Raw genomic sequence first — 22,500 nt, 5'->3', positions numbered from 1 at the left:
GTTTCGAGAACATGAAGAGGTATTGGGCCGACCTCGGTGCGTCGGTCGTCGTGTTCCTCGTGGCGCTGCCGCTGTGCGTTGGCGTGGCGGTGGCGTCCGGGGTGCCGGCCGAGCTCGGGATCGTGACGGGAGTGGTCGGCGGCATCGTCGTCGGGCTGCTGCCGGGGAGCACGATGCAGGTGAGCGGGCCGGCTGCGGGGCTGACGGTGCTGGTGGCGGATGCCGTTGGCAGGCACGGGATCCAGGCGCTGGGCGTGATCGTCCTCGGTGCCGGGATCATTCAGGTGGTGCTGGGCTTAGCCAGGTGCGGGCGGTGGTTCCGCGCGATCTCGCCGTCCGTGGTGCAGGGCATGCTCGCCGGCATCGGGTTGGTGCTGATCTTCGGGCAGCTCAAGCACCTGGTGGTCTCCCCGGTCGCGTTGGCGCTGGGGTTGCTCACGGTCGTGATCATGCTTTTGTGGCAGCGGAGTCCGCTTCAGGTCGTGCCGGGCATGCTGGTCGGCGTGGTCGTGTGCACGGCGCTGGCGTCGCTGTTCGCCTCGCGGGTGGCGCGCATCGAGGTCGGCGAGCTGTCGACGGACGTGCACCTGCCGGACTTCTCGTTGCTGGACACCGGAGTCATCGGCACGGCGGTCGTGTTCGCGCTCGTCGCGTCGGCGGAGAGCATGTTCAGCGCGGCCGCCGTCGACCGGATGCACAACGGTCCGCGCACGCGGTACAACAAGGAACTGGTCGCGCAGGGCGTCGGCAACACGATCTGCGGCCTGCTCGGCGCGTTGCCCATGACAGCGGTGATCGTGCGCAGTGCGGCCAACGTGTCGGCAGGAGCGCGCACGAAGGCGTCCAGGGTGCTGCACGGCGTGTGGTTGCTGCTGTTCGTGGTGTTGCTGCCCGGACTGCTGACGCTGATCCCGATCGCCGTGCTCGCGGCGGTGCTCGTGCACGCCGGGTGGAAGCTGCTCGGGCTGAAGCAGGTGGTCACGTTGTGGCGCACGGACAAGGCCGAGGGTGCGGTGCTCGTGCTGACCGCCGGGCTCATCGTCGCCACGGACCTGTTGACCGGCACCGTCGTCGGTCTGCTGGCCGCGGTCGTCAAGACGGCGTGGGAAGTGTCGCGGCTGTCCGTCACCGTCACCTCGGACGGGGTCGCGCTCAAGGGCAACGCGACGTTCCTCAGGCTGCCGCGGCTGCTCGACGAACTGGAGCGGGTCGACCGCGAGCACGTCCGGATGGACCTGAGCGGCGTCCGGCACCTCGACCAGGCCTGCGGGCAGGCCATCGACCAGTGGGTCGACGAGTCCCGCCGGGCGGGCAGGACCGTCGAGCTGGTCGGCAGGTAGTCACCGGGGCGGATGACGCCGGGCGTTGATCTCCGCCAGCCCTCGCTGGAGGGCTTCCTCGAGACGGCGTGCCAGAGGCTCGACCTCCACGTCCAGTTCGTCCTCCGGCAGGCCGAGCTTCTGGCGGACCCCGCGGCGGTCGGCGGCAGCGACGTCGTCGGCCCGGTCGTCGGGGTCCACCCTGGCGATCGCGAGGTCGTACCAGACCAGCGCTTCCTCGAGCTCGCCGCGTTTCTCCAGCAGGAAAGCGACGTCGTGGAGGACCTCAGAGGACTCCGGCCAGGACTTCCGCAAGGCGTCGAGCTGAGCCCGCGCCTCGTCCTCGCGGCCGAGGCGGAACAGGATCTCGGCCATTGCGACCCGTGCGCGATCGGTGTTCTCCCCGCCGATGGCCTCGTCCAGCAGCAGGATCGCCCGGCCGGGGTTTCCTGCCCGGCGCCAGGCGTCCGCCGCCGCCAGCAGGACGTCGTCCCGGTCCTCCGGGTCGTCTTCGAGTTCCTGTTCGAGGCGGCGAGCTTCGTTCGCAGCGTCCATTTGGAGCAATCTACTCCGTGTGCGGGACGGCGCCGCGACCGTGGGGGTCGCGGTCGCGGCGCCGTCATTCAGGTGGCCTAGTGGCTCGTGAACTGGCCGCGCACCGCTCCGCCGGGGAACGTGCCCGTGTGGATGTTGGAGTAGAAGTCCTTCGGCGACTTCTTCAGCGCGTCCAGCGCGGCCTGGTCGACCCCGCCGACCGTGCCGGACACCGCGAAGATGCCGTTCGGCACGGCGGTGCCGAAGAACGTGATCTTCACCGGGCCGTTGACGCCCTTGGCGCCCTGGTGGACGTGACCGAGCGTCGGCGCGTCGATGTTCACCCACGCCAGCGAGAAGTCGACACCGGTGCCGTTGGGCTGCACGAACGTGACGGCCTGGCCGTCCGGGTCGCCGACCTTCGGGCCGTCCTGCACCGGCACCTCGTTGCGGCCGTTGGAGAACGCGCGGAGCTTGCCGCCCTTGATGATGTCGAGCGGGTTGACGTGCTTGCCGAGCGGCTTGAGCTGGGCGCGCACGGCACCACCGGGCCGGTCGGTGCTGTGCAGGTTCAGGTAGAAGCCCGCGGGGTTCTTGCGGATCTCGTCGGCGAGCTTCGGGTCGACGACGGTCTGGCCGGCGGCCGCGGACAGCGTCTCCGGCATCGGGGTGGCGAAGAGGTTGACCTTCACCGGACCGTTCTGGCCCGCCACGCCCTGGTGGAGGTGGCCGAGGGTGAGCTGGGCCGTCTTCTTCCACTCCAGCGCGAACGTCACGCGGTCGCCGCGCACCTCGACCAACGCCTTCGCGGAGCCGTCCTCGTCACCGACGGCCGGGCCGCCGGGGGTGGGGACCTCCTGCTTGCCGTCGAGGTCGGCGGAGAAGAAGAACGGCTTGCCCTTCACCGGGCTGGGTTTGGGCTGCTCGGGCGCGGGCTGGCCGGGGGCGGGCTGTGCGGGCGCGGGGTTGTGGCCTCCGTGCTCACTCCCGCCGTGTTCGTCGCCGCCACCTGATCCGGCCTTCACCGCGGTCGGCTTCTCCGGGCTACCACTGGCGTCGATGTTCAACGTCGGACCGTCGGCGGTGAAGTTCTGGAACGCCGAACCGCCGTTCTTCACGACCACGCGGACCTCGATCGGCCCGCGGCCCGGCTTCACGGTGAAGGTGCGCGACTCGCCCTTCTTCGCGCCGTCCAGGCACCGGCCTTCGAGGGTGTCGGCGGCGCAGAACGTGGCCTCGTAGCCGGCGGTGTTGGTGATCTTCACGGTGACGGCGTCCTGGGCAGCGGACGCCGGTGTCACCACCGCTGCGGCGAGTGTGGCGCCCAGAAGGCATGCGGCAGCGACGTTTTTGTTGCGAGACATGGGATGTGCTCCAAGGCTCCTCAGTGGGAGTCGGGGGGTCTGGCGGACCCGACGCCACCAACACGGACGTCGATCGAATTCGGTTCAACGAACTTCTCGACTGAACCGAACCGCGTCTCAACACGTGTCGACGGCGGAACAGGACACACCCGCTAGGAGACGAAGATGCGTGCACGTATGGGAATTCTGTTGCTGCCCGCCCTGCTCGCAGGGCTCACCGCCTGCGGAAACGAGGCACCGCAACAGGAAGTTCCGGTCAAGGCGGAGGTGAAGATCGCGCAGTCCGACCTCGGCCCGATCCTGGTCGACCGAACGGGACGGACGCTCTACGCGTTCACCAAGGATGAGAACAAGTCCAGCGCGTGTGACGCGGACTGCATCGCGGTGTGGCCGGCGCTCACCGCCGAGTCCACTGTGGACGCCAAGGACGGTGCCGACGCGAAGCTGGTCTCGCGGGTCGACGAGAACTCGCAGGCCGTGTACGGAAAGTGGCCGCTCTACTACTACGTGGGAGACCAGGTCGCCGGTGACGTGAACGGGCAGGGCGTCGACGACGAGTGGTTCGCGATCGCGCCGGACGGCAAACTGGTCAGGAAGAGCTGATGAACATTGGGCCGTTCGGGTGTATGCGGCTAACGGCCATGTGGGAAGTGTCGACCCAGCAGATGAACCAGTAGGGGGCGACACATGACCAGCACAGCCGTGAAGACAGGTTTCGACGCGACGTTCCTCGGCACGGACGCCGGGCTTCCGGTCCTGACCGACTCGGGAGCCGCCGACGCGGTCGAGCTCGACGGCTCGACCACGATCGACTACACGCACTTCTCGCTCGCGTTGAGCATGTCGCGCAAGTTCGCGATCTGGGTCGCGTGGAACATCGACGGCGGTGCCCTGAAGGCCCTGAGCCGCAGCAACATCCCGTTCATCAAGGATCCCCGCGTGCCGGAGGAGTTCCAGACCGGCGACGAGCTCTACCGCGACAACAGGCTCGACCGCGGCCACCTCGCGCGCCGCGCCGACCTGTGCTGGGGCCCCAAGGCGGAGGCGCAGAAGGCGAACAGGGACTCGTTCTTCTTCACGAACATCACGCCGCAGATGGACGACTTCAACCAGAGCACGAAGGAAGGGCTCTGGGGCCGGCTGGAGGACGCGGTGCTCGCCGACGTCGACGTGGACAACCTCAGGGTGAGCGTCTACGGCGGTCCGGTCTTCAACGCCGACGACAGGGTGTTCCGCGGCGTCGCGATCCCGCGCGAGTTCTACAAGGCGATCGCGTTCGTGGTGAACGGCGAGCTGCGGTGCAGTGCCTTCCTGCTCACGCAGAACCTCGTCCTGGCAGAGGCGCTCGACCTGGACGAGTTCCGCGTGTTCCAGGTGTCGGTGGCCGAGCTGGAGAAGCGCGTGAGCTTCACCTTCCCCGCCGAGCTGCACGCCGCGGACACGGCGGCGGTGCAGCTGCTCGACGAGTCCGAGCGCAAGCCGTTGGACAGCCTCGGCGACATCAAGTGGTGATGCGCACGGAAGGCAACGCCTGACGCAGTTCCTCCAGCCGGGGCAACGACTCCGGCTGGTGCACGACGAGGTGTTCCAACGCCGGCAGCACGCGCAGGTCGTCCGCCGCCGGCACACCGAACACCTCCAGCGACGTGACGGTCGGCCACCGCTCCAGCCCCGCCAGCGGGTAGGGCGGGCGGTGGTCGATCGCGAGCTCGCGCAACGCGGGCAGCTCCGGCAACGCGGCCAGCCCGTCGTCGGTCGCCGAGTCACGGATCTGCAGGCGCCGCACCGCACCGCCGTCCAGCGACGCCAGGTCGACGCGGCTGAAGTGCAGGTGCAGCTCGTCCAGGTCCTTCACCGGCGACAGGTCGATCCGCCCGAGCGGACGGCACCGGCTCAGGTGCAGCTCTTTCAACGAGCGCGAGCCGGCCAACGGCGAGAGATCGCGCATCACCTCGTTCTGCCACAGCTCCAACCGGTGCAGCGACGGCATCGCGCCCAGCGGGTCGAGCGGGTTGATGTTGCCGATGCACCGCACGTACCGCAGCCGTTCCAGGTGCATGATGAACTGGATCCGGTGCCAGCCGCGGACGTCGACCCTGCGGTCACCGAAATCTACTTTGGACAGCACGGTCCTGGCGTACTTCTCGGCGTCCGGCGTGTTCCGCCACGCCCGCAGCAGCTCGTCGATGACCATCGCGTGGTCCACGGCCACGAACTCCGCGATCCGTTCCCACGCGGCCTCACCACCGATGTTCGCGAGCGTCCGCACGACGTAGGCGGCTTCCTCGGTGGCTTCGGGACCGGGCAACAGGTCCACCACGAACGATCCGGCCTCGGACAACGCGTCGGCGTGCGCGAAACTGGTCGGCGGGATCAGCACGGCGGCGGCGAAGGTCACCTGTGTCCGTGCCGTCTCCGGCTCGATCACGTCCGCCTGCTCCAGGCACGCCAGCGCGAGCAGCCGCAGCTTGTCCCGCCCGCGCTCGTCCTTGCGGGTGTCGTCGTTGCCCGCCAGCAGGTCCATCAGCACGCGGGCCCGTTCGCGCGGCCGGGCGTGCGCGACCGCCATGACCACCACGTCGTGCCACTCGTCGAGATGTGCTCTGTCCACGAGCAGGTTCAGGTCACCGGCGTCGACGGCCTCCTTGGCCGCCAGGTAGTCGCGGAACGTCCGGTGCACGAACTGCACCTGTTCGGTCGGCACCTCCCGCAGCAGCCCCGCCCGTTCGAGCAACCGCTGCATCGCGTCGTCCGGGTCGATGTCGTGCGACCGCAGCCCGCGCATCGCGTTCCCGAGCCGGTGCACCGCCTCCGACCGTGGCACGGTCAGCTCCCGGTTGCGCACCAACGAGTACGCGAACCGTTGCAGCAGAACGAGTTGCTCCTCCTTGGAGAACGACGGCAGCGCCAGCCCGCGGTCCTCGTCCCACCTCACCAGCAGGAGGTCCAGTGCGGCCTCGTACAACGACCGCCGATCGCGCGGCAGGTGCATGTTGCGGTCCTGGTGCAACGCGCAGAGCAACCCGGCCAGCAACGGGCTCGACGCGAGCCGGCGCAGGTCCGGCCGCTTCGTCAGCGTCGTCACGAGCCGTGTCTCGCACTCGGCCAGCCACAGCAGCGCGTCCCTGCTCAGGCCCGGTTCGTCGCGGGCGGCGGTGTGCCAGGCCTCCACGAAGTCGCGCACACCCTTGTCGCTCAACGGCAACAGGTCGAACGCCGTGAAGCCGCAGTCGTCCAGCCAGTCCTCCGGCACGGCGGCCGGACGGGTGGTGATCGCGTACCGGGCCTGCGGATAGGCGTTCACCAGCCGGACGAGCCACTGGCGCGCCTCCTCCCGCCGTTCCGACACGAGCTCGTCCACGCCGTCGACGAGCACCAGCGCGCGACCTTCCTTGAGCCGCGCGGTCACCCACCCCGACGGCTTCTCCTCCTCGATCATCGAGGCGGTCGACGAGATGAACTCCTCCGGCTTCGGCAGCGTCGAGTACTGCCGCAGCGGCACGAAGAACGGCACCAGTCCGAGCCACTCGTTGCCCGATGTCCGCGTCTCGCCCAGCGCGTTCATGGCGAGCCAGCGCAGGAACGTCGTCTTGCCCGCGCCCGCACCACCCCTGATCAGCACCCGCGGCGTGTCCGCCAGTGCGGCCGCGACGGGCAGACCGGCGCCGGTGAGCTCGTCGGTGTCGCCGACCCGTGCGACGGCCAGCGACACGTAGGAGCTGTCGAAGGAGTGCCGCCGCGGCACCCGTCCGCGGGACACGCCGAACAGCTCCAGCCCGCCCAGCGAGTGCGCGACCTGGTCGGCGTAGCGGTCCTCGAAGTCCCGGTGTGCCGCGACCAGCGCGAGTTGGTGCTGGTCCGAAAGCCGGGCCACGGCGTCCGCGGTCGCCTTGCTGATCCGGAACATCTCCACGGCGAGGCGCCGCGCGTACTCCGGTTGTGACCACACCAGTTCCACGACGGCGACGCAGACCCGCAGCAGCACCGCGTCGTAGACGGCCGTCGCGTGATCGGACAGACCGGCCGCGCGCCGGATGTTCTCCGACCTCGACCGCACGTGCGCCCGCAACGACTCGGGCGTCAGCATCACCCGAAGAGCGTCGTCGTCGCGCAACGGCAGTGCGGCCTCGATGGACTCGCGCACCGCGTCCACGGCGGCCTGCCACTCGCCCTGCTCAACGGTGCTCAGCTCGCCGCGCGCGAGCTCGCTGCTGACCCGTTCGACGAGCGGTCCCGGTCTGGTCAGTTCCCGTTGACGCTTCTTGTCCCTGGCACCTTTGTGCACGACGTCGAAGAGACCGACCAGCACGCGCTCCAGCACGGTCTCGAGCACCATCAGCAGTCCGGCGGAAAACGGATCGGCCACACCGCCAGTATCGGTACCCGTCGTAGCTGCCCACCGGCTTTTCGCTTACAGGCAACCAGGAATTCATCAGGCGGTTCGGGGGACACCGCGACCCGCGACCGACATCACCGCGATCCGGAACGCCTCCACCGCGAGCTCGGCGAGGTTCTCCGGCGGCACGGACTGCGCCGATCGCCGCACCTCGGCGAGCGCGGACTCCGCGTGCGGCTGCAGTGCGGAGACGGCTTGGACGAGGACGCTCACCGTGTGGGCGATGGGCGCGCCCGTTCGCCCGGCGGCGAGCACGGCCCGTGCGTTGCGCACCTCGAGCGTCCCGTCGGGCAGCTGCGTGACGACTCCGCACTCGATCGCGGAGTGCAGCAGCTCGGGGTTCTGGCGCAACGCGCACACGAGCGCGTTGCCGGTCGGGAGGAACTGGCGCAGCACGAGATCCGGTGCCAGCAGCACCCGGATCGCCTCCAGCGGCAGTCCCCGGTGCTGCAACCGCAGCACTGTGCGCATGCGCGCGAGGTGGAAATCGTCGTACATCGGCGACCGGCCCAGGCGGTTCGGAGCCGGCAGCAGGCCACGTGCCTGGTACGAGCGGACGGTGCGGGTGGTCATGCCGATCTCGGCGGCGAACTCGTCGATCGTCATCTGTCTGGCGGCGAGGTCTGACATTACCCGCACCACTTCCAAAGTTGGTGCATTGAGTTTTCCCCCTGTTGTCTCAGGCCCGCTCGAGAAGAGTGCAACTGCGGACCCGCCCCTGGTGAACAAGTCTCCCATCGCGTTTATAAGACGGGCATAAGTTGTTTCTGGCCCCTCGATTGATCAAGTGGAAGAACTTCTTTCCCTTGCTGGGTCCGGGTGTTCGGTTGTGCTAGGCGAAGTCGTGTGGAAGTTTTTCCTTCCACTTCTGGGACAAAGGCGTTGTTCGGAAGAGGCTTTCCCGTGTTCTGCCGCAAGCACAAGAGGGGAAGTCAGATGTCCGCAATCAAGCGAATGACGAGCGTTCTGCTGCTCGTGCTCGCCGTGTTCGGTGGCGTCGCGACCATGAACGCGGCGGGTGCCACCGCAGCGCCCGCCGCCGTGCCGCAGGTCGTCCAGAGCACCGGTGACCAGGTCGGCATCCAGGCCAACTGGCGCTGTGACTGGACCGCGACGGCTCGCAGGGTCGACGCGTACTGCACCGTGGTCAGCGGTCAAGTGCGTCTGTACGGCCGGTGCTCCAACGGCGGCACGTACTACACCCCGTGGGTCGGCGCGGGCCGCTGGCACCTCTGGGTGGACTGCGGCGGCTACTACCTCAACTCGTTCGGTTTCCAGAGCCGCGGCTGATCAGGCCCGGCACCGCACCCCCGGCGATCTTCCGCCGGGGGTGCGGTTTTTCACGTGGTCGCCAGCGCCTCGGTGGGGGTGAGCCGCGACGCCCGCACCGCCGGGTAGACCCCGGCGAGCACACCGACCACAACGGCCGCGCCCACCCCGCCCGCGAGCGCGGTCAGGGGGAGCACGGCAGGCCATCCCTGCGACGCGGCGTAGACGGCGGTCGCCGCCACCCCGATCAGCAGGCCGATACCGCCGCCGATGCCCGCGAGCACGACGGCCTCCGCCAGGAACTGACCGCTGATCTGCCGCCTGCTGGCACCGAGCGCGCGCCGCAGCCCGATCTCGCGGCGCCGTTCGAGCACGGAGATGACCATGGTGTTCGCCACCCCGATGCCCCCGACCAGCAACGCCACCCCGCCCAGTCCGAGGAACAGCCCCGAGTACGCCTGCTCGACGAGCTGCTGGGCGGCGAGCGCGTCCGACGGCCGGCTGACCAGCACCTCGTTGGGGCTCTTCGGGTTGGCCGTCCGTCCGAGCACCGACTTCACCGCCTCCACCGCGCGGTCGTCGGCCCGCACGTAGATCTGGCCGGGCGAGCCGTCGAACCCGAGGTGCGCCTCGGCCGCCTTCCACCCGACCAGCACGGCGTTGTCGACCTCGAACGCGAGCGGGTTGGCCGCGAGCACGCCGATCACGGTGAACCAGCGGTCCTTGATCCACACCGAGGGAGCGGGCAGCCCGGGCCTCAGCTCGGTGCCGAGCACCCTCGCGGCCCGCGCCCCGAGCACGGCCACGGGGAACGCCTCGGTCGCCTGGTCGAGGAACCGCCCGGTGCGCACCGAGCCCCCGAGCACCGGCAGCAGGTCGAGCCGCGCCGCCTTGACGCTCAGCCCGCCGGTCTCCTGCGCGGGCACCAGGTCGGTGCGCCGCACGGTCGCGCCGGTCTCGCCGGTCGCGCTCACCGACCGCACGGGTCCGATCCTGCGGATCATGTCGACGGCCACCGGGGGCAGCTTCGCCTTGCCGCCGGCGATGTTCGTGCCCGGTGCGACTGTGAGCAGGTTCGGGCCCAGGGCAGCGAGTTGGGCGCGCAACGCGGCCTGGTTCGACGCCGGGATGCTCACGACCGCGATGAGTGCGGCGATGCCGATGGCGATGCCCAGTGCGGCGAGGACCGTGCGGACGGGGCGGGTGCGGACGCCCACCGTGCCGAGGCGGAGGACGTCGCCGGGTGGCAGGCGGGTGGCATGGGGGAGGGGTACTTCAGGCACGGCCGCCTCCCGTGTCCGTCCGCAGCTCCCCGTCCAGCATCTCCACCCGGCGCGGCAGGCTCGCCGCGATCTGCACGTCGTGGGTGATGATCGCGATCGTCGTGCCGTCGGCGTGCAGTTCGCGCAGCAGCCGCAGCACCTCCGCGCCGGACTTCGTGTCGAGGTTGCCGGTCGGTTCGTCGGCCAGCACGATGCTCGGCCGGTTCACCAGCGCCCGTGCGATGGCGACCCGTTGCTTCTCGCCGCCGGACATCTCGGTGGGCAGGTGGCCGGCGCGGTGAGCGAGCCCCACCCGGGCGAGTGCCTCGTCGGCCGCGGCCCTGCGGTTGCGGGCGGGGACGCCGCGGTACACCAGGGCCGCCATCACGTTCTCCCTCGCCGTGAAGCCCTCGGTGAGGTGGAACTGCTGGAAGACGAAGCCGATCCACCACGCCCGCAGCGCGGACAGCCGCCGGTCGGTCAGCTTGCCGGTGTCGTGGCCGTTGACCAGCACCGCACCCGTCGACGGGCGGTCGAGCGTGCCCATCAGGTGCAGCATCGTCGACTTGCCGGAGCCCGACGGGCCCACGATGCCGAGCATCTCGCCCGCTTCCACCCGCAGGTCGCACGGTCGTAACGCCTGGACGCCACCGCGGTAGGTCTTCGACACGCCCGTCAACGCCAGAACAGGGCTCACGACGTCGTCACCACCGTCATGCCCTCGGTGAGGCCGTCGCCGGTGATCTCGACCATCCCGCCGGCGAACATCCCCGTCCGGACGGCCAGGTAGCGGCTCTTCCCGCCCTCCACGACCTCGACGGCGTACCCGCCCTCGCGCACGGCGAGCAGCGCCTGCACCGGCACGGCCAGCACGTTCTCCCGCTTCTCGCCGTCGAACTCGACGGTGACGCGTCCCGGTTCGGCGGGCGCCGCGTCGTCCAGCGTCACCGTGGCGACCGGTTTCGACTTGTCCTCCACGGTCTTCACGGCGACCTCGCGCACCGTGCCGGGGGTGTCCTTCCCACCCGGCAGGTACACCTTCACCTTCGCGTCCACCCGAGCGAGCCGCCGCTGCGCCTCCGTGAGCTCCACCGACACCAGCCGGTCGAGGCCCGTCACGGTCAGCAGCGGACCCTCGGCGGGGGCGCCTGGCTGCGCGGTCACCGCGTGCACCCGGACCGGACCGGCCACGACGATCACGTCACCGGGCTGCACGACGCCGGTCTGCTCGGCCTTGAGCGACTTCTGCCAGCGCTTCACCGCGGCCGCGGTCCTCGGGCCGAACTTCCCGCTCGCCGCCCCGAGTTCCGAGTAGCCGAGTGCGAGGAGGTTCTCCTGCAGCATCTTCACGTCGTCACCGTCGGGGACCCCGTTGCGCATCTCCCGGTACAGGGGCGTCCCGCCGAAGAACACCGGCACCTCGACCGCGTTCACCTCGTACAGCACCTTTCCGCGTTCCAGCTGTTCACCCGCCGCCGGAAGACGCGTGAGCGTGCCCGGCCTGCGTCCCGTCACCGCGACCGGCGTGCCGGTGCCCAGATCGCCGTCGACCTTGATCCGGTCGGTGAGCGTCGTGCGGGTCACCTGCGTGGTGGCTGGCGGAGCGACGGGCGGTGCGGACGACGCCGGTGCCGAGACCAGCCGGGTGAACGTCACCGCTCCTGCCGTCCCGGCGAACGCGAGGACGACGGCGATCCAGACCGCCCGCTTGCGCCGCCGTCTCCTGGCGGCGGACGGCCCGGCCTCCTCGGTCATTTCGTCGAACCGGAGGAGCCGGGGGCGTCACCGCCGGTCTTGGCCGAGCAACGCCGGATCTTCTCCTGCACGGCCGGGTCGTGGACGTCGACGCCGTCGGGCAGCTTCGCGGCACCGTCCCCGCCGTCCTCCGGCTTCGGATCCGGGTACTGCACGCCCTCGTCGCGCATGCACTTGGCGAACTTGCGCGCCTGCTCGAGCTGCTCCGGGTTCATCGGCTTCGGGTTGCCGCCGTCGGGCAGGTGCTGGCGGCACTTCTCGTGGGCCGCGCGCTGCTTCTCCTGGTCGACCTGCGGCAGAGTGCCCTGTTGCGCCGTTCCCCGGCCGCTCCCGTTGTTCGGGATTTCCTGGGACTGCACCTCGGCGCCGTTGTCGCGCATGCATTTGGAGTACGCGTCCTCGCCGCCAGGAGCAGTGTTCGATTGCGTGCTGCCCGGAGCGGAGGCGACATTCGGGTCGGAGTTGCCCGCGCACGACGTGGTCAGCAATGCGGCGAGCACAATCGCGCCGAACAGACCGGCAGTTTTCATGATTCCCCCTCAGGGCGTTTCCTGCGGATGGCTGAATGTCTACCGGGCGGGTGATTCCGCCACCGTAAGTGCGGATGCTTATGGCCGTCTTATGGGCCTGCGCGCCACACTTGGCACGGAATAAGGGGGTCGGGCTTGCGAATCCTGGTGGTCGAGGACGAGGAGATGCTCGCCGACGCCGTCGCGGAGGGCCTGCGACAGGCGTCGATGGCGGTCGACGTCTGCGGCGACGGAGAACAGGCGCTGGAGTACATCGCCGTGAACCGGTACGACGTCGTCGTGCTGGACCGGGACCTGCCGGGCGTGCACGGCGACGACGTGTGCCGGGCGATCATCGACAACGGCAGCGACACCCGCGTGATCATGCTGACCGCGTCGGGCGACGTCGCGGACCGGGTGCACGGACTCGGCCTCGGCGCGGACGACTACCTGCCGAAACCGTTCGCCTGGGCGGAACTGCTGGCACGGGTGCAGGCGTTGGGACGGCGCGCGCGGCCCGCGTTGCCACCGGTGCTGCGCCGCGCGGGCATCAGCCTCGACGTCGGACGGCACCAGGTGTTCCGCGACGAGAGGTTCGTCAACCTGTCGCGCAAGGAGTTCGCCGTGCTGGAAGTGCTGATGCGCGCCGAAGGTGCGGTCGTCAGCGCCGAGGAGCTGCTGGAGAAGGCATGGGACGTCAACGTGGATCCGTTCACCAACGCCGTGCGGGTCACGATGATGACCCTGCGCCGCAAGCTGGGCGAACCGCAGGTCATCCGCACGGTGTCAGGGGTCGGTTACCAGTTGCGCGACTAGCCGCGCGGATGTCGGTCAAGCTGCGGCTCGCGCTGATGTGCGGCGGCCTGTTCCTGCTCGGCGGCGCGATTCTGCTGGCGACCAACTACCTGCTGGTGCGCACCGCGTTGCCGGACACGGCCGGGGCTCCTCCCGGCCAGTCGACGGACGACCTGCCCGCACCCGTCCCCGGTTCCGCGCCCGTGGTCGGCAGCTCCGGCACGGACCTCTCGCAGTACCGCCAGGAAGTGCTGCAGACACTCGTCGTGCAGTCCGGCGTGGCACTGGCCGTGATGGCGGTCGTGGCGCTGGCACTGGGGTGGTTCGCCGCCGTGCGGATGCTGCGCCCCGTGCAGGAGGTCGTCGCGACGGCGCAGCGGCTGGAGGCGGACAGCTTGCACGAGCGGATCAGGATGCCCGGCCCGCGCGACGAGCTGACCGAGCTCGCGGACACCTTCGACGGGATGCTCGACCGGCTCGCCGCGTCGTTCGACAGCCAGAAGCGGTTCGTCGCCAACGCCTCGCACGAGCTGCGCACCCCGCTCGCCACCCAGCGCACGATGATCGAGATCGCGATGGCGCGCCGGAACGCGGGCCCGGATCTGCGGGACCTGTGCGAACGGCTGCTGGTGATGAACGTGCGCACCGAGTCGCTCATCGAAGGGCTGCTGCTGCTCGCCCGCAGCGACCGCGGGCTGGAGCACGAGGAGCCGGTGCGGCTCGACGACGTGGCACGCGGTGTCCTGGACAGCCGCAGACACGCCGCCGAGCAGGCCGGAGTGCGGCTGGAAGCGGCGATGTCGCCCCAGATCGTGTCCGGTGACCCCGTTCTGCTGGAACGGCTCGTGGTCAACCTCGTCGACAACGCCATCACCTACAACCACGCGGGCGGACTGGTTTCCGTTCGCACTGGAGGGGATTCGGCCCTGCACGTGTGCAACACCGGACCGGACGTGCCCGCCGACCAGGTCGGCTGGCTGTTCGAACCGTTCCGCCAGCTGCGCAAACAACGCGCGGGATCCGGCCGCGGCGTCGGCCTGGGGCTCTCGATCGTCGCGTCGATCGCGAAGGCGCACGGCGGGTCGGTGCGGGCGGTGCCACGTCCGGGCGGTGGGCTGGAGATGGCGTTCTCGGTGCCCTGACTCAGATCGTTGCGGCGACCTTCCGCACGTGACCGATGTCGAACTCCCTGCTCGTGCCGTCCTCGCAGTCCGCGCTCAGCACGCCCTCCAGGTGCTTGGTCGGCACGATCACGTACGTCTCCGTCCTGCGCGGCCCGCTCGCGTACTTGATCTCGACGCGGCTGCCGTCGACCAGCGCCGTCGCGAGGATCAGCACCTCCTCGTCACGCAGGAAGACGTTCTGGTCGCGCAGCATCCGCGCCGCGTTCGCACGCGGCGTGCCCCGGCCGACGCTCGGCCTCTCCTGCTCCACCAGCCTGATCGCGAGCTGCGTCAGCTCCAGGTCGTCCAGCTCGGCCCGCCACCACCTGTCGGGCCGGCGTTCGCCGCGCGCCGTCGCCCGCCGCCGTTCCACTCGCTCCACAATGGACTGATCACCGGCGTCCAGTCCGGTCGGCGCGTACCCGGCCCTGCGCAACGCCTCCAGCGTCTCCGCCATCGGCCTGGCCGACGCCAGCACGGTCGGCGCGAGGAACCGCAGCTTGAGCGAAGTCAGCCGCTTCGACCGGGAGATCTCCTGCAGCAGCGCGGGATCCTCCGCCCGCACGCAGCTCGCCACGTCCGTCACCGTCAGCTGCCCGTGACGCCGCGCCACGTCCTGCACCTGGTACTCGATCACCTGCGGCAACGGCGCTTCCGACACGGCGGCAAGCTTCGCGAGCACCTCCTGCGCGGACAACCCGCTGTCCAGCGCGCGCCGCACCGACCCGGCGGACAGGCGCCACACCCGCGCGGCGTCGTTGTCCTCCAGGTCCGCCACCAGGTTCAGCGTCGCGCTCAGCTCCGGTGACGGCAGCCCGTTCACCACCGCGGTCATGTCCGTCTGGAACGCGGCCTTCTCCTTCGCGGCCGGCATCAACCGAGTCGCCGCCGCCTCGACGTCACCGCTGTCGAGCACCGCGACGCCCAGCGGCGTCAGCGCGCCGCCGGCCACCAGTCCGAGCGACTCCATCTCGGCGATCACCGCCGCGGTCGCGCGCGGGTCGTGCACCGCGGGGCGTTCCCACACCAGGTCCGCGACCAGTTCGTTCAGGTCCGTGAAGGCTTCGCCGGCGGAGAACCGTTCCAGCACACTGCGCCGCAGGAGCAGTCCGGCGGCACCGGTGTAGTCGCGCAACGCGGCCCGTGCCTGATCGGGTTCCGGCCGCCAGTCCATCCGGCGCCACGCGTTCACCAGCGCCGCGAGCCGGACGCCGGGCTGCGAGTCCAGCCAGTCGTCGCCCTGCTTGGTGGGCAGCAGCCGGGACCGTTCCACCCCGAGCAGCTGCGCCTCGACCGCGAGCTCCAGCCACAGCCGCAGCATGCCGTCGGTGACCCGCAACGCCCGCGCGACCCGCCGGATCTCGACCGTCGCCACGCCACCGGTGTAGCGGGCGTCGAACGTGTCCTGCTCGCAGTGCGCCAGCAGCCGAGCCACTCCGTCCACTGTGGACATGGCTGGCACGATCGGTGAGATCTCGGAGGCCTTGCGCTTCCCCGGCGCCTTCGGCCGCCCGGTCAGCTGATCGCGCACCGCGCCGCCGGCCCGCACCGAGTTCACCGCGACGAGCTTCGGCCCGTCCGGCCAGGCCAGCGCGCGTTTCTTCAGCTCGCCCAACGCCCGTTCGAAGTCGTCGACCGAGCACCGCAACTCGGTGCACACGGTGTCGACGGTCCCGAGGTTGCCGTGCGCCACGATCGAGCCGAGCACGTCGATCGCGCCCTGGTCGAGCGTGTCCTCCGCGGCGCGGACCGAGTCGGAGTCGGTGAGCTGGGTCGCGAGGTCCTTCAACGTGCGGATGTAGCGGTCGGCCACGTCACGCCGGTGCACGAGTATCGCGGCCACCTCGTCCGGCTCGAGTTGGTGGAGCCAGGTCGCGAGCGCGTTGATACGGCGTGGCATTCATCGGATTATGGCGGTGGTTGTGTGCGCTCAAACGAATTTTCACGCGTTCGGGCGGTCGGCCTAGGCTGTCTCGGTGACGTTCAGCGGTTTCGGCGAGTACGCCATTGACTTCTACGACGGCTTGGTCCTCGACAACTCGAAGGCGTACTGGGACGACAACAAGGAGACCTACCTGCGTGACGTGCGGGGCCCGATGGAGGCGCTGCTCCTCGCGCTGGAGAAGGAGTTCGGCGAAGGCAAGGTCTTCCGGCCGTACCGGGACGTGCGGTTCGCCAAGGACAAGACGCCGTACAAGACGAACTGCGGCGGCGTCATCGAGAAAGGACGCGGCGGCGGCGCGTACTACGTGCAGATCAGCCCGGAGGGACTGCTGACCGGCGGCGGCTCGTTCCACATGGCGTCCGACCAGCTGGCCCGCTACCGCGCCTCGGTCGACTCGCACGGCGTGCTGCTGCGCAAGATCGTCGACAAGCTGGTCAAGCAGGGCTGGGAGCTGTGCGGCGACGTCATGAAGTCGAAGCCGCGCGGGTTCGCCGACGACCACCCGCACCTCGACCTGCTCAAGCACCGGTCGATCTACGTGCGCAAGATCTGGGAGCCGGACGACGTGCTGCACGAGCCGGGGTGCCTCGACCGCGTGCGCAAGTCGTGGCGGCAGCTCAAGGACTTGAACGCGTGGTGCGAGGACCACGTCGGCGTGAGCGAATCCAGGTCGAGGTAGCCCAGCCGAGCCCGATCCCCGCCACGTCGACCAGGGCGTCGAGCCAGTCGCCGCTGCGGTGCAGGGGCGTGACGAGTTCCTGGAGAACCTCCGAAACGCCCGCGTAGACGACCAGCAGCGGCAGAATGTGAGCAATTCTCGCGTAAAGGCCGGTGAACGCCAGCAGCGCGAACAACAGCGTGTGGATGACCTTGTCCGTACCAGGCGGCGCGGTCGGCACACCTGACTCCGGGGTGAACAGAACGACGACACTGAGCAACGCCGCGACTACGAAAGGCAGCACTCGACCCATGTCTGAACATTACCCACGGGTAGTTCGGGATCGGTCCAGGAACGAGGGCTACTCTCTCTAAACGTGAGTCGACGCGCAAAGATCGTCTGTACCCTCGGTCCCGCCACTGGCACGCCGGACAAGGTCCGCGACCTGGTAGCGGCCGGTATGGACGTGGCCAGGATGAACTTCAGCCACGGCAGCCATGCCGACCACAAGCAGGTCTACGACATGGTTCGTGCGGCAGCCGACGAGTCGGGCCGCGCCGTGGGCATCCTCGCGGACCTCCAGGGCCCCAAGATCCGGCTCGGCCGGTTCGCCGCGGGTCCTGTCGACTGGAACACCGGCGACATCGTCCGCGTCACCGTCGAGGACGTCGAGGGCACGCACGACCGCGTGTCGACGACGTACAAGGAGCTGGCGAAGGACGCCAAGGTCGGCGACCGCCTGCTCGTGGACGACGGCAAGGTCGGCCTCGTGGTCGTCGACGTCGAGGGTTCCGACGTCGTGTGCGAGGTCACCGAAGGCGGACCCGTCAGCAACAACAAGGGCCTCTCGCTGCCCGGCATGGACGTCTCCGTGCCGGCGCTGTCGGAAAAGGACATCGAGGACCTCGAGTTCGCGCTCTCGCTGGGCGTGGACTTCATCGCCCTGTCGTTCGTGCGCTCGCCCGCGGACATCGACCTGGTCCACCAGGTCATGGACCGTGCGGGCAGCAAGCGCCTCCCGGTGATCGCGAAGATCGAGAAGCCGGAGGCCGTGGACAACCTCGAGGCCATCGTCCTCGCCTTCGACGGCGTCATGGTCGCCCGCGGTGACCTGGGCGTCGAGCTGCCGCTGGAGCACGTGCCGCTGGTGCAGAAGCGGGCGATCCAGATCGCCCGCGAGAACGCCAAGCCGGTCATCGTCGCGACCCAGATGCTCGACTCGATGATCACGAACTCCCGCCCGACCCGCGCCGAGACGTCCGACGTCGCGAACGCGGTGCTCGACGGCGCGGACGCCCTGATGCTGTCCGGTGAGACCTCGGTCGGCCGCTACGCCATCGAGTCCGTGCAGACCATGGGCCGCATCATCGAGGCCGTCGAGACCGAGTCGGTCGTCGTGCCGCCGCTGACCCACGTCCCGCGCACCAAGCGCGGCGTGATCTCGTACGCGGCCCGCGACATCGGCGAGCGCCTCAACGCCAAGGCCCTGGTCGCGTTCACGCAGTCCGGTGACACGGTCCGCCGCCTGGCGCGCCTGCACACGCACCTGCCGCTGCTGGCGTTCACGCCGGAGCCCTCGGTGCGCTCGCAGCTCGCGCTGACGTGGGGCACCGAGACGTTCCTGGTCCCGCGGGTGGAGTCCACCGACGAGATGGTCCGCCAGGTCGACACGGCCATGATCGAGATCGGCCGCTACCAGGCGGGCGACCTCATGGTGGTCGTCGCCGGATCGCCTCCCGGCACCATCGGCTCGACCAACCTCATCCGGGTGCACCGGCTGGGCGAGGACGACCACGCGTAGTGGCTGGCCTCTCAGCCTGATCCGTCGTTCTGCCGGCCCCGCCCCCTCATACTGGACGTGTGAGGGCGCGGGGCCGCGCCGTGTCCGTGCCGCTAGGAGAGTTCCGCCGTGACTGAGGCCGCCCGTGCCGCCGCTACGAGCCCGTCGGGCCTGAGCGGCCAATCCGCAGTGGACGACCTGGTCGCGTTGCTCGACCTGGAACGCATCGAGGAGAACATCTTCCGCGGTGTGTCACCCGCGGAGTCACCGGTGCGCGTCTTCGGCGGACAGGTCGCGGGCCAGGCCCTGGTGGCCGCGGGCAGGACCGTGCCGGTGGAACGCCGCGTGCACTCGCTGCACTCGTACTTCATCCGCCCCGGCGACCCGCGCGTGCCGATCGTGTACGAAGTGGACCGCATCCGCGACGGCCGCTCGTTCACGACCCGGCGAGTCGTCGCCGTGCAGCACGGCAAGGCGATCTTCGCGCTGTCGGCCTCGTTCCAGCTGGAGGAGCAGGGCGTCGAGCACTCCTCGGACATGCCGTCCGTGCCGGACCCGGAGTCGCTGCCCACGTGGACCGAGTCGGCCGAGGGGTACGGCCTGCACACGTCGAAGTTCCCGCGCCCGATCGACGTGCGCTACGTCACCGAGCCGCCGTGGGAGTCCCGTGAGGACGGTCCGGGCGAGGCCGCTTCCCAGGTGTGGATGAAGGCCGACGGCAAGCTGCCGGACGACCCGATGCTGCACATCTGCGTGATGACCTACGCGTCGGACATGACGCTGCTGGACGGAGTTCTGGCCAAGCACGGTGTCTACTGGGGACTGGACAAGGTCCTCGGCGCCTCGCTGGACCACGCGATGTGGTTCCACCGGCCGTTCCGTGCCGACGAGTGGCTGCTGTACGACACCTCTTCGCCGTCCGCGTCGGGCAACCGCGGGCTGGCCACGGGGCGGTTCTTCTCGCAGGACGGGCAGCTGGTGGCGACGGTGGTGCAGGAGGGCCTGATCCGGGTCCTCAAGCCGTCCGACGACGGCGCGTAGGTGCTGGCTCCCGGCGCGGTCTGGCGGCTGCACAACGCTGGTGAGGAGATCGCCCGGCTGACGGTGACCGGTGGCGACTTCCCGTGGGTGCACGCGACCGTCGAGACCCTGCCGGGGTTCGAGGAGTTCCGGTCGGTGTTCGCCGAGCAGGAACGGGCAGTCGACGACGAGGACCACGAGCTCGCCGACGCCTGTTACGAGCGGATCAGGAAGTCGCTCACCATGACGTACCCGGACGGGCAGCCGGTGGCCGAGTTCTGGCTCCACGTCCACGGAGACGGCACCGCCGGGTGGCGGTGGAGCGACGAGCCGTTCGACGACTGACCCAGGCCTTGCGTCGCCGAGGTCAGCTGCACGGGCGCACAGGCTTCGGGATCCAATGCGGCAGCGTTTCCTACATCCTAGAAGTAAGAAACGCTGCAACATGATGTAGGATTTGCTGCATGGAAGCCGTCCGTGCTCTTGAGCTGCTCGGCGAGTACACCGCCGGGCAATGGGGCATGGTGACCGCCCGGCAAGCTCTGCGAGGCGGGATCGACGACGTCACGCTGCACCGCCTCAAAGCCGCTGGTCTGCTGGAGCCGGTACGTCGTGGCGTGTACGCGCTGACATCGGCCGAGGCGTCAGACGCGCGTCCCGAACAGGCGGCGTGGCTGGCCCTGCGGCCTGAGGTCCCGGGGTGGGCCCGGCCCAAGCTCGACCCGGACGGCGGTGTCGTCTCTCACGAATCCGCGGCACGACTGCACGGCCTCGGTGACCTGGTGGCCACACGGGTGGAGATCACCACCCCCCGCAGACGCACCACTCGCGATCCGGGCGTGCGGCTGCGCAGGGGAGAGCTGGCAGAAGCCGACGTGGTGGTGCTCAACGGCCTGCCGGTCACCACTCCCGCGCGCACGATCCACGACCTGCTCGGGCAGCACACGGACGCCAGTCACGTCGCGACGATCATTCGGCAGGCCGTCGAAGCGGGACAGGTCCAGCTCGACGTGCTGGCGGAACGGATCCAGCCGCACGCGAGGTCCTACGGTGCCAAGCCTGCGACCGGGGTGGCGCTGCTGGAACTGCTGCTCGCCCAGATCGGCACGTCCGTCCAGGACCTGGCGGTCCGGCCTGCTCCGGCCACCACCGGAGGGCAGCTGCAAGGGCTCACCCGGGCCGAGCTCAAGAACACGAACGTCACGTGGGGGCAGCTCGCGGAGATGTCTCCCGAGGTCCTGCAGCGCCTGATGCGAACGGCGAAAGAGACATGACCTCGGAACAGCCGCGCAGCCCGCAGGCGTTCATGAGCTCGCTCAAAAGCCGCGCTGCCAACAGTTCCCAGCTCACCGGAGTCCCCACCGGTGAGCTCATCGAGCGCTACTACCACCGGCGGCTGCTCGCGCGTGTGTTCCACTCGGACCGGGACGGCTGGGTGCTCAAGGGAGGTCAGGCGCTCCTGGTCCGCTGGCCGAAGGCCAGGTACTCGACCGACGTCGATCTCCTGCGGGTGAGCGAGGACGCGACGGTGGACAGCGCTGTCGAGGCGTTGCTCGCGGCCGCGTCGACCGAACTGGACGACCACCTTCGCTTCGACCACCACGACACGTCCCGGGAAACGGCGGCCAACCGGCCATCTCGCAAGGTGCGGTTCAAGGTCATGTTCGGCCTGATCCAGTTGTCCGTGGTCAGCGTCGACGTCGTGGCCGCTGAACTTCACCCCGTCGGACGGCTCGTCGTCGAGCCGCTCGCCGCGCCCTTCGCCATCGACTCGAGTCCGTGGCCCGAGATCCGGATGTGGCCGCTCGAGGACCACACCGCGGACAAGATCGCAGCGATGTACGAACGGCATCGCGCGCAGCTGATGCCGTCCACGCGGTTCAAGGATCTCGTCGACCTCGTGCTGATCGCGTGCAACTCCACATTGGACGGTGCGACCACCCATCAGGCGCTGCACGCGGAGGTCCGCCGCCGCACCGCGGCAGGTGCGCACCTGGTCCTCCCGGCCGAGTTCGTCGTGCCGGACTCCTCCTGGACGGCCGGCTACCGAGCAGTGGCGGCCAAGACCAGCGAACTCTCCGCCGAACACCGAACCGTCGAAGGCATCACACCTCTCGCCGACGCCTTCATCACGCCCCTGCTCCAGGCAAGCCCGCCGAACGGAGCGTGGCGGCTCGACCAGTTGCGCTGGGCGTGATCCTCAGACCTTGCGACGCCGGTGCGCAGGCCGCAGGTTCGCCGGCGGCGTCAGAGCCCGAGTCTCCACCCGCTCCAGCACCACCGACGAGGTCAGGTTCCGCACCTCCGTCCGTGACGCGATCTTGTCCATCAGGAACGCCTGCAGGTGCGTGGAATCCGCAACGGCGATGTGGATCAGGAAATCGGCCTGCCCGGACACGTGGAAGATCGACCGCGTCTCCGGCTGAGCCATCACGAACGCGCGAAACGCCGCCACCACGGGCCTGGTGTGCGGCCGCACGTTCACCGAGATCACGGCCTCCAGCGGCAGGCCCGTCGTGGCCGGGTCGACGACGGCGTGGCACCCCGTGATGACGCCGAGGTCGCGCAGCCGCCGCACCCGTTGCAGGCACGAGGAGGGTGCCAGGCCGACGATCTCCGCCAGCGCCCGGTTCGGCAGCGTCGCGTCGTTCTGCAACTCCTCCAGGATGTGCCAGTCGACCGAATCGAGTTCGGCTTGTTCGCGCATAACCGAACATCGTACTGACCAGCT

Annotated in this window: 23 protein-coding genes; 12 read left to right on the top strand and 11 right to left on the bottom strand. The window is 69.6% G+C overall.

The genetic code is table 11. The annotated features are described in order from the left end of the window. Positions 1–11: 11 nt before the first annotated feature. Positions 12–1,340, top strand: coding sequence for a SulP family inorganic anion transporter (locus AOM45_RS31690; RefSeq protein WP_035912451.1), 1,329 nt, complete (start codon positions 12–14; stop codon positions 1,338–1,340). On the opposite strand, the gene AOM45_RS31685 is transcribed toward AOM45_RS31690, so the two are convergent. Then, a complete protein-coding gene (locus AOM45_RS31685; protein ID WP_030471194.1) occupies positions 1,341–1,874 on the bottom strand; it encodes a tetratricopeptide repeat protein in 534 nt (177 codons plus the stop codon). It abuts the gene before it with no gap. Positions 1,875–1,951: 77 nt separating this feature from the next. Then, on the bottom strand, positions 1,952–3,217 hold the full coding sequence (locus AOM45_RS31680) for a CHRD domain-containing protein (RefSeq protein ID WP_051784317.1): 1,266 nt from the start codon (positions 3,215–3,217) through the stop codon (positions 1,952–1,954). Positions 3,218–3,382: 165 nt separating this feature from the next. Between AOM45_RS31680 and AOM45_RS31675 the strand changes: the two genes are divergently transcribed. Together AOM45_RS31675 and AOM45_RS31670 are read left to right on the top strand one after the other, a co-directional pair. Beyond that, positions 3,383–3,820 (top strand): COG4315 family predicted lipoprotein, encoded by a 438-nt coding sequence (locus tag AOM45_RS31675; protein ID WP_081902516.1) that lies wholly within the window; start codon positions 3,383–3,385, stop codon positions 3,818–3,820. An 84-nt stretch (positions 3,821–3,904) separates the two neighbouring features. Beyond that, positions 3,905–4,729 carry a DNA/RNA non-specific endonuclease gene (locus AOM45_RS31670; protein WP_030471191.1) on the top strand — a complete coding sequence of 275 codons (825 nt, stop codon included), beginning with the start codon at positions 3,905–3,907 and terminating at the stop codon, positions 4,727–4,729. Here AOM45_RS31670 and AOM45_RS31665 read toward each other — a convergent pair. After that, positions 4,719–7,583, bottom strand: a complete 2,865-nt coding sequence (locus AOM45_RS31665) for an NACHT domain-containing protein (protein WP_035912449.1) — start codon at positions 7,581–7,583, stop codon at positions 4,719–4,721. The two genes, AOM45_RS31670 and AOM45_RS31665, sit on opposite strands and share 11 nt — an antisense overlap. A gap of 66 nt (positions 7,584–7,649) precedes the next feature. Next, entirely contained in the window at positions 7,650–8,243 is a 594-nt protein-coding gene (locus tag AOM45_RS31660) for a MerR family transcriptional regulator (protein ID WP_059362796.1), read from the bottom strand. Positions 8,244–8,549: 306 nt separating this feature from the next. Here AOM45_RS31660 and AOM45_RS31655 point away from each other — a divergent pair, with 306 nt between their 5' ends. Next, positions 8,550–8,903 carry a hypothetical protein gene (locus AOM45_RS31655; protein WP_156094189.1) on the top strand — a complete coding sequence of 118 codons (354 nt, stop codon included), beginning with the start codon at positions 8,550–8,552 and terminating at the stop codon, positions 8,901–8,903. Between the two features lie 50 nt (positions 8,904–8,953). Here the strand turns inward: AOM45_RS31655 and AOM45_RS31650 are convergent, their stop codons facing one another. The 4 genes from AOM45_RS31650 to AOM45_RS31635 are packed head-to-tail and all read right to left on the bottom strand — an operon-like array spanning position 8,954 to position 12,429. Continuing rightward, a complete protein-coding gene (locus AOM45_RS31650; RefSeq protein ID WP_030471189.1) occupies positions 8,954–10,165 on the bottom strand; it encodes an ABC transporter permease in 1,212 nt (403 codons plus the stop codon). Next, positions 10,158–10,841: an ABC transporter ATP-binding protein gene (locus AOM45_RS31645; RefSeq protein WP_030471188.1), complete on the bottom strand. Its 684-nt coding sequence runs from the start codon at positions 10,839–10,841 to the stop codon at positions 10,158–10,160. Before AOM45_RS31645 ends, AOM45_RS31650 begins: the two co-directional genes overlap by 8 nt. Then, the gene (locus AOM45_RS31640; protein WP_030471187.1) at positions 10,838–11,899 is read right to left on the bottom strand and encodes a peptidoglycan-binding protein; all 1,062 of its coding nucleotides are present in this window, start codon (positions 11,897–11,899) and stop codon (positions 10,838–10,840) included. Before AOM45_RS31640 ends, AOM45_RS31645 begins: the two co-directional genes overlap by 4 nt. Further along, entirely contained in the window at positions 11,896–12,429 is a 534-nt protein-coding gene (locus AOM45_RS31635) for a hypothetical protein (RefSeq protein WP_051784315.1), read from the bottom strand. The genes AOM45_RS31640 and AOM45_RS31635 overlap by 4 nt, the downstream gene beginning before the upstream one ends. Before the next feature lie 135 nt (positions 12,430–12,564). Between AOM45_RS31635 and AOM45_RS31630 the strand changes: the two genes are divergently transcribed. Both AOM45_RS31630 and AOM45_RS31625 read left to right on the top strand, forming a co-directional pair. Continuing rightward, positions 12,565–13,224: a response regulator transcription factor gene (locus AOM45_RS31630; RefSeq protein WP_030471185.1), complete on the top strand. Its 660-nt coding sequence runs from the start codon at positions 12,565–12,567 to the stop codon at positions 13,222–13,224. 8 nt (positions 13,225–13,232) lie between these two features. Beyond that, on the top strand, positions 13,233–14,345 hold the full coding sequence (locus tag AOM45_RS31625) for a sensor histidine kinase (RefSeq protein WP_030471184.1): 1,113 nt from the start codon (positions 13,233–13,235) through the stop codon (positions 14,343–14,345). Position 14,346: 1 nt separating this feature from the next. On the opposite strand, the gene AOM45_RS31620 is transcribed toward AOM45_RS31625, so the two are convergent. Then, complete coding sequence (locus AOM45_RS31620; RefSeq protein ID WP_051784314.1) at positions 14,347–16,266, bottom strand: helicase-associated domain-containing protein; 1,920 nt, start codon at positions 16,264–16,266, stop codon at positions 14,347–14,349. A 76-nt stretch (positions 16,267–16,342) separates the two neighbouring features. Here AOM45_RS31620 and AOM45_RS31615 point away from each other — a divergent pair, with 76 nt between their 5' ends. Further along, on the top strand, positions 16,343–16,990 hold the full coding sequence (locus AOM45_RS31615; protein WP_030471182.1) for a DUF2461 domain-containing protein: 648 nt from the start codon (positions 16,343–16,345) through the stop codon (positions 16,988–16,990). Here the strand turns inward: AOM45_RS31615 and AOM45_RS31610 are convergent. After that, positions 16,929–17,282, bottom strand: a complete 354-nt coding sequence (locus AOM45_RS31610) for a VanZ family protein (protein ID WP_081902514.1) — start codon at positions 17,280–17,282, stop codon at positions 16,929–16,931. The two genes, AOM45_RS31615 and AOM45_RS31610, sit on opposite strands and share 62 nt — an antisense overlap. Positions 17,283–17,345: 63 nt before the next feature. Between AOM45_RS31610 and pyk the strand changes: the two genes are divergently transcribed. The 5 genes from pyk (at position 17,346) to AOM45_RS31585 (ending at position 21,966) form a co-directional block, all read left to right on the top strand. Then, entirely contained in the window at positions 17,346–18,770 is a 1,425-nt protein-coding gene (pyk, locus tag AOM45_RS31605) for a pyruvate kinase (protein WP_030471180.1), read from the top strand. A gap of 108 nt (positions 18,771–18,878) precedes the next feature. After that, positions 18,879–19,790, top strand: a complete 912-nt coding sequence (tesB, locus tag AOM45_RS31600; protein ID WP_030471179.1) for an acyl-CoA thioesterase II — start codon at positions 18,879–18,881, stop codon at positions 19,788–19,790. After that, entirely contained in the window at positions 19,791–20,114 is a 324-nt protein-coding gene (locus AOM45_RS31595) for a hypothetical protein (RefSeq protein WP_030471178.1), read from the top strand. Between the two features lie 119 nt (positions 20,115–20,233). Further along, positions 20,234–21,043 carry a type IV toxin-antitoxin system AbiEi family antitoxin domain-containing protein gene (locus AOM45_RS31590; protein WP_063757143.1) on the top strand — a complete coding sequence of 270 codons (810 nt, stop codon included), beginning with the start codon at positions 20,234–20,236 and terminating at the stop codon, positions 21,041–21,043. Then, a complete protein-coding gene (locus AOM45_RS31585; protein WP_030471176.1) occupies positions 21,040–21,966 on the top strand; it encodes a nucleotidyl transferase AbiEii/AbiGii toxin family protein in 927 nt (308 codons plus the stop codon). Before AOM45_RS31590 ends, AOM45_RS31585 begins: the two co-directional genes overlap by 4 nt. A 3-nt stretch (positions 21,967–21,969) precedes the next feature. Here AOM45_RS31585 and AOM45_RS31580 read toward each other — a convergent pair whose 3' ends face one another. Next, positions 21,970–22,476 (bottom strand): Lrp/AsnC family transcriptional regulator, encoded by a 507-nt coding sequence (locus AOM45_RS31580; RefSeq protein ID WP_030471175.1) that lies wholly within the window; start codon positions 22,474–22,476, stop codon positions 21,970–21,972. Between the last annotated feature and the right edge of the window lie 24 nt (positions 22,477–22,500).

Source organism: Lentzea aerocolonigenes (assembly GCF_000974445.1).
GTDB lineage: Bacteria > Actinomycetota > Actinomycetes > Mycobacteriales > Pseudonocardiaceae > Lentzea > Lentzea aerocolonigenes.
This window is presented reverse-complemented; position numbering and strand designations above follow the sequence as displayed.

Coding starts and splice junctions, on each gene's coding strand:
- AOM45_RS31690 (WP_035912451.1), top strand. CDS start 12: ATGAAGAGGTATTGGGCCGACCTCGGTGCGTCGGTCGTCGTGTTCCTC.
- AOM45_RS31685 (WP_030471194.1), bottom strand. CDS start 1,874: ATGGACGCTGCGAACGAAGCTCGCCGCCTCGAACAGGAACTCGAAGAC.
- AOM45_RS31680 (WP_051784317.1), bottom strand. CDS start 3,217: ATGTCTCGCAACAAAAACGTCGCTGCCGCATGCCTTCTGGGCGCCACA.
- AOM45_RS31675 (WP_081902516.1), top strand. CDS start 3,383: ATGCGTGCACGTATGGGAATTCTGTTGCTGCCCGCCCTGCTCGCAGGG.
- AOM45_RS31670 (WP_030471191.1), top strand. CDS start 3,905: ATGACCAGCACAGCCGTGAAGACAGGTTTCGACGCGACGTTCCTCGGC.
- AOM45_RS31660 (WP_059362796.1), bottom strand. CDS start 8,243: ATGTCAGACCTCGCCGCCAGACAGATGACGATCGACGAGTTCGCCGCC.
- AOM45_RS31655 (WP_156094189.1), top strand. CDS start 8,550: ATGTCCGCAATCAAGCGAATGACGAGCGTTCTGCTGCTCGTGCTCGCC.
- AOM45_RS31640 (WP_030471187.1), bottom strand. CDS start 11,899: ATGACCGAGGAGGCCGGGCCGTCCGCCGCCAGGAGACGGCGGCGCAAG.
- AOM45_RS31635 (WP_051784315.1), bottom strand. CDS start 12,429: ATGAAAACTGCCGGTCTGTTCGGCGCGATTGTGCTCGCCGCATTGCTG.
- AOM45_RS31625 (WP_030471184.1), top strand. CDS start 13,233: ATGTCGGTCAAGCTGCGGCTCGCGCTGATGTGCGGCGGCCTGTTCCTG.
- AOM45_RS31620 (WP_051784314.1), bottom strand. CDS start 16,266: ATGCCACGCCGTATCAACGCGCTCGCGACCTGGCTCCACCAACTCGAG.
- AOM45_RS31610 (WP_081902514.1), bottom strand. CDS start 17,282: ATGGGTCGAGTGCTGCCTTTCGTAGTCGCGGCGTTGCTCAGTGTCGTC.
- AOM45_RS31590 (WP_063757143.1), top strand. CDS start 20,234: ATGGAAGCCGTCCGTGCTCTTGAGCTGCTCGGCGAGTACACCGCCGGG.
- AOM45_RS31585 (WP_030471176.1), top strand. CDS start 21,040: ATGACCTCGGAACAGCCGCGCAGCCCGCAGGCGTTCATGAGCTCGCTC.
- AOM45_RS31580 (WP_030471175.1), bottom strand. CDS start 22,476: ATGCGCGAACAAGCCGAACTCGATTCGGTCGACTGGCACATCCTGGAG.